This is a genomic window from Paenirhodobacter sp. CAU 1674 (assembly GCF_029222945.1).
In the GTDB taxonomy this organism is placed as follows: Bacteria; Pseudomonadota; Alphaproteobacteria; order Rhodobacterales; family Rhodobacteraceae; genus Rhodobacter.
The window spans coordinates 262,499-275,942 of record NZ_JARHUH010000002.1; the positions used below are offsets into that span (position 1 = coordinate 262,499).

The following is a 13,444-nucleotide window of genomic DNA, read 5'->3' on the forward strand; positions in this document are numbered from 1 at the left end:
CCCTCATTCCCTCCCCTCTGCCCTCATTCAAGGAATAACAGATGAACCAGGAACTCACTCAAAACCCGTTCAACCCGCTGGCCGCGCCCAAGCAGTTCGACGAGATCAAGATCTCGCTGGCTTCGCCCGAGCGTATCCTGTCGTGGTCGTATGGCGAGATCAAAAAGCCGGAAACCATCAACTACCGGACCTTCAAACCGGAGCGTGACGGTCTGTTCTGCGCCCGTATCTTTGGCCCGATCAAAGATTACGAATGCCTGTGCGGCAAATACAAACGCATGAAATATCGCGGCGTCGTCTGCGAAAAATGCGGTGTCGAAGTCACGCTGCAGAAGGTCCGTCGCGAGCGCATGGGCCATATCGAGCTGGCCTCGCCCGTCGCGCATATCTGGTTCCTCAAGTCGCTGCCCTCGCGTATCGGCCTGATGCTGGACATGACGCTGCGCGATCTGGAGCGCATCCTCTATTTCGAAAACTATGTCGTCCTCGAGCCGGGTCTGACCGACCTGAGCTATGGTCAGCTGCTGACCGAAGACGAATATCTGGATGCGCAGGACCAATACGGTGCCGACGCCTTCACCGCCAATATCGGCGCCGAAGCCATTCGTGAGATGCTGGCCGCGATCGACCTCGAGGCGACCGCAGAGCAACTGCGCGAGGAGCTGAAGGAAGCCACCGGCGAGCTGAAGCCGAAAAAGATCATCAAGCGTCTGAAGATCGTCGAATCCTTCCTGGAATCGGGCAACCGCCCGGAATGGATGGTGCTGACGGTGCTGCCGGTCATTCCGCCGGAACTGCGCCCGCTGGTGCCGCTGGATGGTGGCCGTTTCGCGACCTCGGATCTGAACGATCTGTATCGCCGCGTCATCAACCGGAACAACCGTCTGAAGCGTCTGATCGAACTGCGCGCGCCCGATATCATCGTGCGCAACGAAAAGCGGATGCTGCAGGAATCGGTCGATGCGCTGTTCGACAACGGCCGTCGCGGCCGCGTTATCACGGGCACCAACAAGCGCCCGCTGAAGTCGCTGTCGGACATGCTGAAAGGCAAGCAGGGTCGCTTCCGTCAGAACCTTCTGGGTAAACGCGTCGACTTCTCGGGTCGTTCGGTCATCGTGACCGGGCCGGAGCTGAAACTGCACCAGTGCGGTCTGCCAAAGAAGATGGCGCTCGAACTGTTCAAGCCCTTCATCTATTCGCGGCTGGAGGCCAAGGGCCTCAGCTCGACGGTGAAACAGGCCAAGAAACTGGTCGAGAAGGAACGCCCCGAAGTTTGGGATATCCTGGACGAGGTGATCCGCGAGCATCCGGTTCTGCTGAACCGCGCGCCGACGCTGCACCGTCTGGGCATCCAGGCGTTCGAGCCGATCCTGATCGAAGGCAAGGCTATTCAGCTGCACCCGCTGGTGTGTTCGGCCTTCAACGCCGACTTCGACGGTGACCAGATGGCCGTTCACGTTCCGCTCTCGCTGGAAGCCCAGCTGGAAGCGCGCGTCCTGATGATGTCGACGAACAACGTTCTGTCGCCCGCCAACGGCGCGCCGATCATCGTTCCGTCGCAGGACATGATCCTTGGCCTCTACTACACCACGATGGAGCGCAAGGGCATGCCGGGCGAAGGCATGGTCTTCGGTTCGGTCGAGGAAGTGGAACACGCGCTGAACGCCAAGGTCGTGCATCTGCACGCCAAGATCCAGGCGCGCGTCAAGCAGATCGACGAAACCGGCAACGAAGTGTTCAAACGCTATGAAACGACCCCCGGTCGTCTGCGTCTGGGCGCGCTCTTGCCGCTGAACGCCAAGGCGCCGTTCGATCTGGTGAACCGTCTGCTGCGGAAGAAAGACGTGCAAAACGTCATCGACACCGTCTATCGCTACTGCGGTCAGAAAGAGTCGGTCATCTTCTGTGACCAGATCATGGGCATGGGCTTCCGCGAGGCGTTCAAGGCCGGCATCTCGTTCGGCAAGGACGACATGGTGATCCCCGACACCAAGTGGGACATCGTGAACGGCGTGCGCGATCAGGTGAAGGAATTCGAACAGCAGTATATGGACGGCCTGATTACCCAGGGCGAGAAGTATAACAAAGTTGTCGATGCCTGGTCGAAGTGCTCGGATGCCGTCGCGGCCGAGATGATGAAGGAAATCTCCGCTGTGCGCGTCGATGACGCGGGCATGGAGAAAGAACCGAACTCGGTCTACATGATGTCGCACTCCGGTGCGCGGGGTTCGCCGGCACAGATGAAGCAGCTGGGCGGGATGCGGGGCCTGATGGCCAAGCCGTCGGGCGAGATCATCGAAACGCCGATCATCTCGAACTTTAAGGAAGGCCTGACCGTGTTGGAGTACTTCAACTCCACCCACGGCGCCCGTAAGGGTCTGGCCGATACCGCACTGAAAACGGCGAACTCGGGTTACCTGACCCGTCGTCTGGTCGACGTGGCGCAGGACTGCATCGTGCGCTCGCACGATTGCGGCACCGAGCGCGCGATCACCGCTTCGGCGGCCGTAAACGACGGTGAAGTCGTGGCGCCGCTGGGCGAGCGCGTTCTGGGCCGTGTCGCGGCCGATGACGTGCTGGTTCCGGGCACCGACGAGGTGCTGGTGCGCAAGAACGAGCTGATCGACGAACGCAAGGCCGACCTGATCGAGCAATCGGGCATCCAGTCGGTGCGGATCCGCTCGGCGCTGACCTGCGAGGCCGAAGAGGGCGTTTGCGCGCTGTGCTACGGTCGCGATCTGGCGCGCGGCACGCTGGTGAACCAGGGCGAAGCCGTGGGCATCATCGCGGCGCAGTCGATCGGGGAACCCGGCACGCAGCTGACGATGCGGACCTTCCACATCGGCGGTATCGCGCAGGGTGGCTCGCAGTCGTTCCAGGAAGCCAGCCAGGAAGGCAAGATCGAGTTCCGCAACCCGAACCTGCTGATCAACGACAATGGCGAGCAAATCGTCATGGGTCGGAACATGCAGGTCGTGATCGTGGACGATCAGGGCGAAGAGCGGGCCAGCCACAAGCTGAGCTACGGGTCGAAGATCTTCGTGAAGGAAGGCGAGGCGGTCAAACGCGGCGCCAAGCTTTACGAATGGGACCCCTACACCCTGCCGATCATCGCCGAAAAGGCCGGTGTGGCGAAATTCGTCGACCTCGTTTCGGGTATCGCGGTGCGCGAAGAGACGGACGAAGCCACCGGCATGACGCAGAAGATCGTGACCGATTGGCGCTCGGCGCCGAAAGGCAACGATCTGAAGCCGGAGATCATCATCGTCGATGCCGATGGCGAGCCGGTGCGCAACGAGGCGGGCAACCCGGTCACCTATCCGATGTCGGTCGACGCGATTCTGTCGGTCGAGGACGGGCAAGAGGTGAAGGCCGGTGACGTTGTGGCGCGTATCCCGCGCGAAGGTGCCAAGACCAAGGACATCACCGGGGGTCTGCCCCGCGTGGCGGAACTGTTCGAGGCCCGTCGTCCGAAGGATCACGCGATCATCGCGGAAATCGACGGCTATGTGCGCTTTGGCAAGGACTACAAGAACAAGCGCCGCATCACCATCGAGCCCTCGCAAGAGGGGCTGGAGCCGGTTGAATACATGGTGCCGAAAGGCAAGCACATCCCGGTGCAGGAAGGCGACTTCGTGCAGAAGGGTGACTACATCATGGACGGCAACCCGGCGCCGCACGACATCCTGCGCATCATGGGGATCGAGGCTTTGGCCGACTACCTCATCGACGAGGTGCAGGACGTCTATCGACTGCAGGGCGTGAAGATCAACGACAAGCACATCGAGGTGATCGTTCGCCAGATGCTGCAGAAGATCGAGATCCTGGATTCGGGCGATTCGACGCTGCTGAAAGGCGAGAACGTCGACAAGGCCGAGTTCGAGGAAGAGAATGCCAAGGTCGAGGCGCGCGGTGGGCGTCCGGCCGTGGGCGAACCGGTTCTGCTGGGCATCACCAAGGCCTCGCTGCAGACCCGCTCGTTCATCTCGGCGGCCTCGTTCCAGGAAACCACGCGGGTGCTGACCGAAGCTTCGGTTCAGGGCAAGCGCGACAAGCTGGTCGGTCTGAAAGAGAACGTGATCGTCGGTCGTCTGATCCCGGCGGGCACGGGCGGTGCGACCGCCCGCGTGCGCAAGATCGCAGCCGAACGCGACAACGTGGTTATCGAGGCCCGTCGTGCCGAGGCCGAAGCGGCCGCGGCCCTGGCCGCGCCGGTTGCTTCGGGCTTCGACGATGCCGATCTCGGCGCGGTCGAAACGCCGGAAAGCCGCGACTGATCTTCGCCTGACGGTTCAGGCCATGACCCCGCGCGAGCGATCGCGCGGGGTTTTCATTTTGCCGTTGCCGGGCCTGTTGCGGCGAGGGATAGTCGGGGGATGGCGGCCGGTCATCGCGCCCCTGTCCCGGCACCAGGAGGATTTTACAATGCGCTCTTTTTCCGGCTCTGTTGTCGCGTTTGTGGCGGTGACGCTGGCCCTGCCCGTAGCGGCCAGCCCCTTCACCGAGGCGGAGGCGCAGCTGCGCGGGGCCTATGGCGCCTATCGCGCGGCCCTGTTTCTGAGCAATCAGGGCAAAGGCCCGGAAACCCTGTCCGCACTGGAAAAGTTCAACGCCGCCTGGGACGGGCTGGCTGCGGGCTGGGGCCAGACCCCGCCGCCGCAATATGCCGACGACGCCGGGCTGCCGCTGACGTTTCAGACCGTGGACGGGTTGATTGAAAGCGCGACGGCGCAGGCCGCGGCGGGCGATCTGGCGGCGGCGCATGAAACGCTGGAAGCAGTGCGCGATGAGGTCGCCGCACTGCATGCCCGCAATGGTCTGATCGGGTTTTCGGACCGGATGAATGACTACCACGCCGCGATGGAGAAGGTGCTGACAACCGAGTACAGCGTGTCCGGGGCAGGGGCCGCGGCGCAGCTTCTGGCCGATGCGAGGTTGCTTGATTATCTGGCGACGCAGATCCTGACCCATCCGGCGCCCGAGGCGGACGCCGCAGAATATGCGCCGCTGATGGCGGGTTTTGTCGCCTCGGTCGAGGCGTTTCTGGCTGCGGCAGAGGCGGGCGACGTTGCGGCAACGCTGGCCGCGCGCGGCGGGTTGAAACCGGCCTATTCCAAGCTTTTCGCCAAATTCGGTTGAATTCTTGCGGGCACCGGCGGTGCCGCCATCGTGCGGCCCTGCGAGTTTACATCAACTGGACCTGCGGGTAAGAGAAGGGGCCCGGTCCGGGCGGCTGCGGTGAAGGTGCTATGACGGAAGTTTCCATTGTGATCCCGGCGCGCAACGAGGCGTCGAACATCGAGGCGCTGCTGGATGGCATTGATGCCGCCTGCGCGCCGGTCTGCGATTACGAGGTGATCGTGGTCGATGACGCCTCGGACGACGGGATGGAGGCGATCTTGCGCGCCCGTATGGCGCAGGCGCCGCGGTTGCGCGTGCTGCGCCACGACCGTTCGGGCGGTCAGTCGGCAGCGGTGCATTCGGGCGTGCGCGTGGCGCGCGGCGGGATCATCTGCACGCTGGATGGCGATGGCCAGAACCCGCCCGAAGAGCTGCCCAAGCTGATGGCGCCGCTTCGGGTCGCGGGGTCTGGTGACGTGGGGCTGGTGGCCGGGCAACGTGTCGGCCGGCAGGATACGCTGTCAAAGAAACTCGCCTCGAAATTCGCCAACGGGCTGCGTGCGCGGATCTTGAAGGATGGCACGCGCGATACCGGTTGCGGGCTCAAGGCGTTCCGGCGCGAGGCCTTTCTGGCGCTGCCGTATTTCGACCATATGCACCGCTATCTGCCCGCGCTGTTTGCGCGCGATGGCTGGCAGGTCGCGCATGTCGATGTCAGCCACCGCGCGCGCGGCGGCGGGCGCTCGCACTATTCCAATCTGCAGCGCGGGCTGGTCGGCATTGTCGATCTGGCCGGGGTCGCATGGCTGTTGAAGCGGCGCAAGAAATCGCGTCCGATCGAAGTTTTCGCCTCTGAAAAAGCGGAGTAAGTCATGCATTGGCTGATGACGGTTCTGAAGGTCGACAGCACGACCGAACTGTGGTGGGTGATCTTCGGCTTTGCCGCGCAGGGCATGTTCACCGGGCGCTTCCTGGTGCAATGGATCGCATCCGAGCGCGCCCGGGATTCCGTGGTGCCGGTGGTGTTCTGGTATTTCTCGCTGGCGGGCGGGGTGATGCTGCTCAGCTATGCGATCTATCGTCAGGACCCGGTATTCATTCTGGGGCAGGGTCTGGGCGTGTTCATCTACGTCCGCAACCTGTGGCTGATCTATGCCAAGCGCCGCCGCGAGTTCTGAGCGCGGCTGGCTCGCGCCTGCGATTGCCGTCGTTGCGGCGGTGACCGGGCTGCGGCTGGTGGCGCTGGCGTTCAACCGCACCGATCTGTTCGTCGACGAGGCGCAATACTGGTTCTGGGGCCAGAATTTCGACTTCGGCTATTATTCGAAGCCGCCGCTGATCGGCTGGCTGCTGCGGGCGGTCACCGATCTGGCCGGGTCGGATGCGCCGTTCTGGGTGCGCATGCCGGGCGCGGTGCTGCACGGGATTACGGCGTTGATTCTGGCGGCACTGGCGGCGCGGCTGGCGGATGCCCGGGTGGCGCTGTGGACGGCGGCGATCTATGTCACGCTGCCCTTCGTGGCACTGGGGTCATTGCTGATCTCGACCGACACGGTGATGGCGCCGTTCTATGCCGGGGCGCTGCTGTTCTTTGTGCGCGCGGGGCAGGGCGGGCGCGCAGGCGATGCCTTCGCCGCAGGGATTTGTGCGGGGGCGGCGTTCATGGCGAAATATGCCGCCGTCTATCTGATTCCGGGCGCGGTTCTGGCGGTGCTGGTGGCGCCCGCTCTGCGGCCCGGCTGGCGCAATGCACTGCTGATGGCCTTGGGGTTCGGTCTGGTGATCGCACCCAATGTGGCCTGGAACCTGACGCATGATCTGACCACGGTCGAGCATACGATGGACAATGTCGGCTGGGTGCGCACCGGCGCCAATCTCCGCCCCGGTGCGATGGCCGAGTTCCTGGCCAGTCAGTTCATTGTTTTCGGTCCGCTGACCATGGCTGCCTTCCTGTGGGGGCTGGTGCGGGCGCGCACTGCGGCCTTGCGCGCGCTGGCGGTGTTTGCGGTGCCGCCCCTGGCGGTGGTTCTGGTGCAATCGCTGCTGGGCAAGGCCTATGCCAACTGGGCGGTGGCGACCTATTTTGCGGGCACGGTTCTGGCGGTCTGGGTGATGGGCGCGCGCTGGCGCTGGCTGGCGCTGGCGGTCAACCTGCTGGTCGCGGTGGCGCTGCCGGTGCTGACGGTTCTGGCGCCCTGGCCCGAGGTGAACGGGCAGACCCTGCTGCACCGTTATCTGGGACGCACAGCGATGAGCGAACAGATCCTGGCGCTGGCCCGGGCCGAAGGCCTGCCGGTGCTGAGCGACAACCGGGATGTGCTGGCCGATCTGTTCTATACAGGGCGCGAAAGCGGCGTGCCGATCTATGCGGCGCGTCCCGAGGGGCGGCCCGAGCATTACTATGCGCAGAATTTCGCGCTGCCTGCAGGGTTCAGCGGCAAGCTTCTGCTGATCGCGACGGCGCCGGTCGATTGCGGGACCGGGCCGGTGCCGCCCGCGGGGGTGTTGAACGGCACGGGAACCTGGGCGGGCAAGGGCCTGACCCCCTATGTGATTGAGGCGGAGTGTCTGGATGCCGCAGATTGACTATCAGATGACCGGGCGCTGGCTGATCGCCGGATGGCTGGTGGCGCTGGCGCTGTTTCGTGGCGCGCCGGGCGTTGATCTGGCGATCACCGGGCTGTTCTGGCATGGACCCGAAGCGGGGTTTTCGCCGCTGGCAGACCGCTGGATGTGGGAATTCCTGCGCCAGCGGCTTTGGGATGTGTCGATCCTCGTATTCCTGGCCACACCTTTCGCGCTGTGGCGCGCGCTTGCCCGCAATCGCCCGGTGCTGGATCTGCCTGCGCGGGTCTGGGGGTTTGTCTTCACGTTGTATCTGCTGGGGCCGCTTTTGCTGGTGAACGGGTTCCTGAAGGCGCAGTCGGGCCGGGCGCGTCCGGCCAATGTGACCGAATTCGGGGGCGACCGGTTGTTTACCCCCGCCGGACAATTCGCCGATCAGTGCAGCGCGAACTGTTCCTTCGTCTCGGGGGAGGTGGCGGCGGCGGTGGTTCTGGGCATCTGCCTGTGGCTGGCGCTGAGCTTCTGGCGCGCCCGGCTGGCCCGGTGGCTGGTAATCTACGGGCGGGTCGTGGCCGTGTTCATCCCGGTCTTCGTCATCGTGCAGCGGGTCGGCACCGGGCGCCATTTCGCCTCGGACGCTGTCTTTGCGGCGCTGTTCATGCTGACCCTGGCCTGGGCGCTGCACGCGATCTTCGCGGGTCAGCTGGCACCATGGCTTGCGCGGGGGCGGGGGCTGACGGGGCGGCGCAGTTGACAAGCCCCGCGACTCCCCCTATAGCGCCGCTACCCGACGGGCGCAGTGTGTCCGCAGGGTAGCCGAACTTCAGTGGTCACGATCCGGGCCCTATAGCCTCGATCCTCTGGATTTCAACGCATTCGCCGCCTTTTCGGAGGGGGTGCAATGCGGTTTGGCGTTTTGCGATAGGCGCAAGGCGCCGTCGAGAAGTGGCGCACCCGGGCTATTGGGTGCGAGTATTGACAGAGCAAATACGGGGAACCGGTATGCCTACCATCCAACAGCTGATCCGCAAGCCGCGGCAGCCCAAGGTGCAGCGCTCCAAGTCGCAGCACCTTCAGTCGTGCCCGCAAAAACGTGGCGTGTGCACGCGCGTCTACACGACGACTCCGAAGAAACCGAACTCGGCTATGCGTAAGGTCGCCAAAGTGCGCCTGACCAATGGCTTCGAGGTCATCTCCTACATCCCGGGCGAAAAGCACAACCTTCAGGAACACTCCGTGGTTCTGATCCGTGGCGGCCGGGTGAAAGACCTTCCGGGTGTCCGTTACCACATCCTGCGCGGTGTGCTGGATACCCAAGGTGTTAAAGATCGTCGTCAACGCCGTTCGAAATACGGCGCGAAGCGTCCGAAATAAGGAGATCGACAGATGTCTCGTCGTCACGCCGCTGAGAAACGCGAAGTTCTGCCGGACGCCAAGTTCGGTGACCGCGTTCTGACCAAATTCATGAACAACCTGATGATCGACGGCAAGAAATCGGCCGCCGAACGCATCGTCTACAGCGCGCTGGAGCGCGTCGAGGGCAAGCTGAAGCGCGAGCCGATCGAAGTGTTCCACGAAGCCCTCGACAACGTGAAGCCTTCGGTCGAAGTGCGTTCGCGTCGTGTGGGTGGTGCCACCTACCAGGTGCCGGTCGAGGTTCGTCCGACCCGTCGCGAAGCCCTGGCGATCCGCTGGCTGATCACCGCCGCGAAGAACCGCAACGAAAACACGATGGAAGAGCGTCTCGCCGGCGAGCTGCTTGACGCCGTGAACTCGCGCGGTTCGGCTGTGAAGAAGCGCGAAGACACCCACAAGATGGCCGACGCGAACAAAGCGTTCAGCCATTACCGCTGGTAACAGGAGCCCACGAAATGGCACGCGCCTATCCGCTGACCCGCTATCGCAACTTCGGCATCATGGCCCACATCGACGCGGGCAAGACCACGACGACCGAACGCATCCTCTACTACACCGGCAAGTCCCACAAGATCGGCGAAGTCCACGACGGCGCCGCGACGATGGACTGGATGGAGCAGGAACAGGAACGCGGGATCACCATCACCTCGGCCGCGACGACCACTTTCTGGCAGCGCCAGGAAGATCCGACCGCCGAGGGCACTTCGGACACGAAGTTCCGCTTCAACATCATCGACACCCCCGGCCACGTCGACTTCACCATCGAAGTCGAACGCTCGCTCGCGGTGCTCGACGGTGCCGTCTGTCTGCTGGACGCCAACGCCGGCGTCGAGCCGCAGACCGAAACCGTGTGGCGTCAGGCTGACCGCTACAAGGTGCCGCGGATCGTGTTCGTCAACAAGATGGACAAGATCGGCGCTGACTTCTTCAACTGTGTGAAGATGATCAAGGACCGCACCGGCGCGACCCCGTGCCCGATCGCCCTGCCGATCGGTGCCGAGGACAAGCTGGAAGGTATCGTTGACCTCGTGACCATGGAAGAATGGGTCTACCAGGGCGAAGACCTGGGTGCCTCGTGGGTCCGTCAACCGATCCGCGCCGAACTTCAGGACGTTGCCAACGAGTGGCGCGCCAACCTTGTCGAGCTTGCCGTCGAGCAGGACGATGCGGCGATGGAAGCCTACCTTGAAGGCAACGAACCCGACGTGGAAACGCTGCACAAGCTGATCCGCAAGGGCACGCTGGCGATGGCCTTCGTGCCGGTGACCGCCGGTTCGGCGTTCAAAAACAAGGGCGTGCAGCCGCTGCTGAACGCCGTGATCGACTATCTGCCGAGCCCGCTGGACGTGCCGGCCTATGTCGGTTTCGCCCCGGGCGATGAGACGGAAACCCGTAACATCGAGCGTCATGCCTCGGACGAAGAGCCCTTCTCGGCTCTGGCGTTCAAGATCATGAACGACCCCTTCGTCGGCTCGCTGACCTTCACCCGGATCTATTCGGGCGTGGTGAAAAAAGGTGACCAGATCCTCAACGCAACCAAAGGCAAGAAAGAGCGCGTCGGTCGTATGATGATGATGCACTCGATCAACCGCGAAGAGATCGAAGAAGCCTATGCGGGCGACATCATCGCGCTGGCCGGTCTGAAAGAGACCACCACCGGCGACACCCTGTGCGACGTGGCCAAGCCGGTCGTTCTGGAAACGATGACCTTCCCCGAGCCGGTGATCGAGATCGCCGTGGAGCCGAAGTCGAAAGCCGACCAAGAGAAGATGGGCCTCGCGCTTGCTCGTCTCTCGGCCGAAGACCCGTCGTTCCGCGTCGAAACCGATTTCGAATCGGGCCAGACCATCATGAAGGGCATGGGCGAACTTCACCTCGACATCCTGGTCGACCGCATGAAGCGCGAGTTCAAGGTCGAGGCGAACATCGGTGCGCCGCAGGTGGCCTACCGCGAGACCATCTCGCGTGAAGCCGAAATCGACTACACGCACAAGAAACAGTCGGGTGGTACCGGCCAGTTCGCGCGCGTGAAGCTGATCATCACCCCGACCGAAGTGGGCGAAGGCTATTCGTTCGAATCGAAGATCGTGGGCGGTGCGGTTCCGAAGGAATACATCCCCGGCGTCGAAAAAGGCATCAAGTCCGTCATGGACTCGGGCCCGCTGGCTGGCTTCCCGGTTATCGACTTCAAGGTCGCTCTGATCGACGGTGCCTTCCATGACGTCGACTCGTCGGTGCTGGCGTTCGAAATCGCGGCCCGTGCGGCGATGCGTGAAGGTCTGAAAAAGGCCGGCGCGAAGCTGCTCGAGCCGATCATGAAAGTCGAAGTGGTGACCCCGGAAGAATACACCGGTGGCATCATCGGCGACCTGACCTCGCGTCGGGGCATGGTTCAGGGTCAGGACACGCGCGGCAACGCCAACGTGATCTCGGCCATGGTGCCGCTGGCCAACATGTTCGGCTACATCAACAACCTGCGCTCGATGTCCTCGGGCCGCGCCGTGTTCTCGATGAGCTTCGACCATTACGACGCCGTGCCGCAGAACATCTCGGACGAGATCCAGAAGAAATACGCGTAAGGATACGGGCGTCGGGGGAAACCCCGGCGCCTCCTTCGCGATCACACGATACAGGAGGCCATTATGGCAAAGGCAAAGTTTGAACGGAACAAACCGCACGTCAACATCGGCACGATTGGCCACGTTGACCACGGGAAGACCACTCTGACGGCAGCGATCACCAAGTATTTTGGTGAGTTCAAAGCCTACGACCAGATTGACGGTGCGCCGGAAGAGAAAGCGCGCGGGATCACGATCTCGACCGCGCACGTTGAATACGAGACGGCGAACCGTCACTACGCGCACGTCGACTGCCCCGGCCACGCGGACTATGTGAAGAACATGATCACGGGTGCGGCGCAGATGGACGGCGCGATCCTGGTTGTGAACGCGGCCGACGGCCCGATGCCGCAGACGCGCGAGCACATCCTGCTCGGCCGTCAGGTCGGCATCCCCTACATGGTCGTGTACATGAACAAGGTCGACCAGGTTGACGACGAAGAGCTGCTCGAACTGGTCGAGATGGAAATCCGCGAACTGCTGTCGTCCTACGACTACCCCGGCGACGACATTCCGATCATCAAGGGCTCGGCTCTGGCCGCTCTGGAAGGCCGTGACCCGGAAATCGGCGAGAACTCGATCCGCGCGCTGCTGGCCGCTGTCGACGAATACATCCCGACCCCCGAGCGCGCTGTCGACCAGCCGTTCCTGATGCCGATCGAAGACGTGTTCTCGATCTCGGGCCGCGGCACGGTTGTGACCGGCCGTGTGGAGCGTGGCGCTGTGAACGTGGGCGACGAACTGGAAATCGTGGGTATCCGCGCGACCAAGAAGACGACCTGCACGGGCGTCGAGATGTTCCGCAAGCTGCTGGATCGCGGTGAAGCGGGCGACAACATCGGCGCGCTGCTGCGCGGTGTCGACCGTGACGGCGTTGAGCGTGGTCAGGTTCTGTGCAAGCCGGGTTCGGTGAAGCCGCACACGAAGTTCGAAGCTGAAGCCTACATCCTCACCAAAGAGGAAGGTGGTCGTCACACGCCGTTCTTCGCGAACTACCGTCCGCAGTTCTACTTCCGCACGACCGACGTGACCGGGACCGTGAAACTGCCGGAAGGCACCGAGATGGTGATGCCGGGCGACAACCTGAAGTTCGAAGTCGAACTGATCGCCCCGATCGCGATGGAAGAAAAACTGCGCTTCGCCATCCGCGAAGGCGGCCGCACCGTCGGCGCTGGCGTCGTCTCGAAAATCATCGAGTGATCGGCGTTAGGCGGGCCTTTCGGGGCCCGTCGGACCGCAAGTGCTGTGAAATTGAATGGTGCGCCGAAAGGCGCGCCATTTGCTCTTGACAGACTCAGGGCCAGCCCGTAGGGAGCCCCCCTGATCTCCAAGAGATTACGGTTCGATGCAGGCGTCGCATGCGGCGGTGTCTGCCTCTCAACCTGGAAGCCCTGCGATAAGGGAATACCATGTCTGGTCAAAATATTCGCATCCGGCTCAAGGCGTTCGATTACCGCGTGCTGGACGCCAGCACCCAGGAAATCGTGAACACCGCCAAGCGCACCGGTGCCACCGTTCGCGGCCCGATTCCGCTGCCGAACAAAATCGAGAAATTCACGGTTCTTCGTGGTCCGCACATCGACAAGAAGTCGCGCGACCAGTGGGAGATCCGCACGCACAAGCGTCTTCTCGACATCGTCGATCCGACCCCGCAGACCGTGGACGCGCTGATGAAGCTCGACCTCGCCGCTGGCGTTGACGTCGAAATCAAAGTCTGAGGAGGG

Annotated in this window: 11 protein-coding genes; all 11 read left to right on the top strand. The window is 63.1% G+C overall.

The annotated features are described in order from the left end of the window. The first annotated feature begins 41 nt into the window (after positions 1-41). The 11 genes from rpoC to rpsJ all read left to right on the top strand — a co-directional run bounded on the left by rpoC (position 42) and on the right by rpsJ (position 13,438). Positions 42-4,277, top strand: coding sequence for a DNA-directed RNA polymerase subunit beta' (rpoC, locus tag P2G62_RS03425; RefSeq protein WP_275733467.1), 4,236 nt, complete (start codon positions 42-44; stop codon positions 4,275-4,277). A 148-nt stretch (positions 4,278-4,425) separates the two neighbouring features. Beyond that, positions 4,426-5,139, top strand: a complete 714-nt coding sequence (locus P2G62_RS03430) for a hypothetical protein (protein WP_275733468.1) — start codon at positions 4,426-4,428, stop codon at positions 5,137-5,139. A 110-nt stretch (positions 5,140-5,249) separates the two neighbouring features. Beyond that, positions 5,250-5,990, top strand: coding sequence for a glycosyltransferase family 2 protein (locus tag P2G62_RS03435; RefSeq protein ID WP_275733469.1), 741 nt, complete (start codon positions 5,250-5,252; stop codon positions 5,988-5,990). A gap of 3 nt (positions 5,991-5,993) precedes the next feature. Beyond that, positions 5,994-6,299 (top strand): lipid-A-disaccharide synthase N-terminal domain-containing protein, encoded by a 306-nt coding sequence (locus P2G62_RS03440; protein WP_275733470.1) that lies wholly within the window; start codon positions 5,994-5,996, stop codon positions 6,297-6,299. Further along, positions 6,274-7,707 carry a glycosyltransferase family 39 protein gene (locus P2G62_RS03445; protein ID WP_275733471.1) on the top strand — a complete coding sequence of 478 codons (1,434 nt, stop codon included), beginning with the start codon at positions 6,274-6,276 and terminating at the stop codon, positions 7,705-7,707. The genes P2G62_RS03440 and P2G62_RS03445 overlap by 26 nt, the downstream gene beginning before the upstream one ends. Beyond that, entirely contained in the window at positions 7,694-8,440 is a 747-nt protein-coding gene (locus P2G62_RS03450) for a phosphatase PAP2 family protein (protein WP_275733472.1), read from the top strand. The genes P2G62_RS03445 and P2G62_RS03450 overlap by 14 nt, the downstream gene beginning before the upstream one ends. A 248-nt stretch (positions 8,441-8,688) precedes the next feature. After that, positions 8,689-9,060 (top strand): 30S ribosomal protein S12, encoded by a 372-nt coding sequence (gene rpsL, locus P2G62_RS03455; RefSeq protein WP_010399029.1) that lies wholly within the window; start codon positions 8,689-8,691, stop codon positions 9,058-9,060. A 12-nt stretch (positions 9,061-9,072) separates the two neighbouring features. Next, positions 9,073-9,543 carry a 30S ribosomal protein S7 gene (gene rpsG / locus P2G62_RS03460; RefSeq protein WP_275733475.1) on the top strand — a complete coding sequence of 157 codons (471 nt, stop codon included), beginning with the start codon at positions 9,073-9,075 and terminating at the stop codon, positions 9,541-9,543. Between the two features lie 14 nt (positions 9,544-9,557). Continuing rightward, complete coding sequence (gene fusA / locus P2G62_RS03465; protein WP_275733476.1) at positions 9,558-11,681, top strand: elongation factor G; 2,124 nt, start codon at positions 9,558-9,560, stop codon at positions 11,679-11,681. A gap of 63 nt (positions 11,682-11,744) precedes the next feature. Next, positions 11,745-12,920 (top strand): elongation factor Tu, encoded by a 1,176-nt coding sequence (gene tuf, locus P2G62_RS03470; RefSeq protein WP_275733459.1) that lies wholly within the window; start codon positions 11,745-11,747, stop codon positions 12,918-12,920. A gap of 209 nt (positions 12,921-13,129) precedes the next feature. After that, positions 13,130-13,438 carry a 30S ribosomal protein S10 gene (rpsJ, locus tag P2G62_RS03475; protein ID WP_275733477.1) on the top strand — a complete coding sequence of 103 codons (309 nt, stop codon included), beginning with the start codon at positions 13,130-13,132 and terminating at the stop codon, positions 13,436-13,438. Positions 13,439-13,444: the final 6 nt, after the last annotated feature.

What these genes read in the sequence shown, in the direction of transcription:
- rpoC (WP_275733467.1), top strand. Translation starts at nt 42, where the DNA reads ATGAACCAGGAACTCACTCAAAACCCGTTCAACCCGCTGGCCGCGCCC.
- P2G62_RS03430 (WP_275733468.1), top strand. Translation starts at nt 4,426, where the DNA reads ATGCGCTCTTTTTCCGGCTCTGTTGTCGCGTTTGTGGCGGTGACGCTG.
- P2G62_RS03435 (WP_275733469.1), top strand. Translation starts at nt 5,250, where the DNA reads ATGACGGAAGTTTCCATTGTGATCCCGGCGCGCAACGAGGCGTCGAAC.
- P2G62_RS03440 (WP_275733470.1), top strand. Translation starts at nt 5,994, where the DNA reads ATGCATTGGCTGATGACGGTTCTGAAGGTCGACAGCACGACCGAACTG.
- P2G62_RS03445 (WP_275733471.1), top strand. Translation starts at nt 6,274, where the DNA reads ATGCCAAGCGCCGCCGCGAGTTCTGAGCGCGGCTGGCTCGCGCCTGCG.
- P2G62_RS03450 (WP_275733472.1), top strand. Translation starts at nt 7,694, where the DNA reads ATGCCGCAGATTGACTATCAGATGACCGGGCGCTGGCTGATCGCCGGA.
- rpsL (WP_010399029.1), top strand. Translation starts at nt 8,689, where the DNA reads ATGCCTACCATCCAACAGCTGATCCGCAAGCCGCGGCAGCCCAAGGTG.
- rpsG (WP_275733475.1), top strand. Translation starts at nt 9,073, where the DNA reads ATGTCTCGTCGTCACGCCGCTGAGAAACGCGAAGTTCTGCCGGACGCC.
- fusA (WP_275733476.1), top strand. Translation starts at nt 9,558, where the DNA reads ATGGCACGCGCCTATCCGCTGACCCGCTATCGCAACTTCGGCATCATG.
- tuf (WP_275733459.1), top strand. Translation starts at nt 11,745, where the DNA reads ATGGCAAAGGCAAAGTTTGAACGGAACAAACCGCACGTCAACATCGGC.
- rpsJ (WP_275733477.1), top strand. Translation starts at nt 13,130, where the DNA reads ATGTCTGGTCAAAATATTCGCATCCGGCTCAAGGCGTTCGATTACCGC.